The organism is Holdemanella hominis (genome assembly GCF_014306155.1).
In the GTDB taxonomy this organism is placed as follows: Bacteria; Bacillota_I; Bacilli_A; order Erysipelotrichales; family Erysipelotrichaceae; genus Holdemanella; species Holdemanella hominis.
In genome coordinates, this window is the sequence record NZ_JACRWH010000108.1 from 1 (window position 1) to 1693 (window position 1693).

Annotated in this window: 1 protein-coding gene; it reads left to right on the forward strand. The window is 31.0% G+C overall.

What is annotated here, in order from left to right; translation table 11 throughout:
- Positions 1-176: 176 nt before the first annotated feature.
- The gene (locus H8911_RS12075; RefSeq protein ID WP_118116839.1) at positions 177-1523 is read left to right on the forward strand and encodes an ISL3 family transposase; all 1347 of its coding nucleotides are present in this window, start codon (positions 177-179) and stop codon (positions 1521-1523) included.
- The last annotated feature ends 170 nt before the right edge of the window (positions 1524-1693 follow it).

Here is a 1693-nt window from a genome sequence, read left to right on the forward strand (position 1 = left end):
GGATATTTAAATTCTTGTAGGGTCGAACATAGTCCTTAAATTTTTATAGGGTCGTTTTATAAGTAGTAAAAAAATTCTATAAAATATCGTAGGGTCGTGTTCGTCCCATTTTTTTATATTTCCTTAAAAACAAAAAAACCTTCCATAGTAGAATCATATTTGGCCTAATGATTTTCATGGAAGGAGTGATTTTTATCACTGATGAAATTATAACAGATATTCTAAACATTGAACTAAAAGACTTGGAAGATTTTTCAAGCTATTCAAAAGATGGTATTTTGTATCATGATTTTACTCTCAAAAGAAGAGAAACTTCATGTCCAAACTGCGGTTCGTATTCATGCAACATAAAAGAATATAAAGTTCGAAAAATCAAACATTCTGCATATAATCAGCGTAATTGTGTGCTTCTCTATCATGCTAGAAGATTTGTATGTAAAGACTGTGGAAGGACTTTTTATGAACCAAATCCTTTTGTGGCTACCGAACATTCAATAAGTAAACTCACTATTATAAACGTACTTAATGAGCTGAAAGAATACAATTCAACATTTTCTTCAGCTGCGAAGCACAACAATATATCAAGTACACAAGCTGAAGCTATATTTGATGATTATGTGAACATACCTCGTCAGACACTTCCCAGAGTCATTTGTATAGATGAGATCTATTCAAAAACATCTAGAAAGAATAAATACTCTTGTCTTCTTTTAGATTTTGAAACTAGCAATCTAATCGATGTCATTATAAACAGGCGCAAAACCACCTTGTTAAACTATTTTGAAAAGATACCTAAATCAGAAAGAGAAAATGTAGAATATGTATCTATGGATCTTTATGAAACTTACAGATCTGTTGTAAAACTACGTCTTCCAAAAGCTAAAGTATGTGCGGATCCGTTTCATGTGATCAAAAACTATAATGAAGCCTTAGATAAAGTTCGAAAACGCGTAATGAACAAGTTCCCAAAAAAGTCTGTTGAATATTACCTTTTGAAAAAATTCAATTGGACCCTGTTCAAAGATGAAGTTCGTGAAAACGAATCAAAATGGAACAAGAAACTACACAGGTATATCAACTACCCACAAATTCTGGACCTTATTCTTGGAATATCTGATGAATTAAGGACTGCGTACTATTTAAAGAGTGATTACGTGTATTTTAATAAGCATTCTAATTTAGAAAATGCAGAAAATGATTTATGGAAACATATCGAAGAAATGAAAAAGAGCAATATTCAAGAAATTTTAAAATTAAAAAAGACACTGATTAACTGGTCTCAAGAAATAATCAATTCTTTTACTTTTATAGATGGTCGACGCATTACGAATGGAATCATGGAATCCAAAAATGGAATCGCAAAAGAAATTAAAAACAACGCAAAAGGATATAAAAACTTTCTGAGATATAGAAACAGATGCCTTTATTGCATGAATAAAACTACAAAGCCAAATTACGCAGGTTCACACAAATCTATTCGTATGAAAGGTTGGCCTAGAGGACGTTACAAGAAAAATAAATAAAACATCAAATAAATCATTAGACCAAAAAAAGGGTCATTTCACCAACAAAGTGGTGAATATGACCCATTTTTAGTAAATTCATAAATTTAAGTTTTCTTAACCTAATACGGAAACCCTACAATAATTTAAAGCCGGTATTTTCACATAACCCTACACTATTTTAGAGCGCC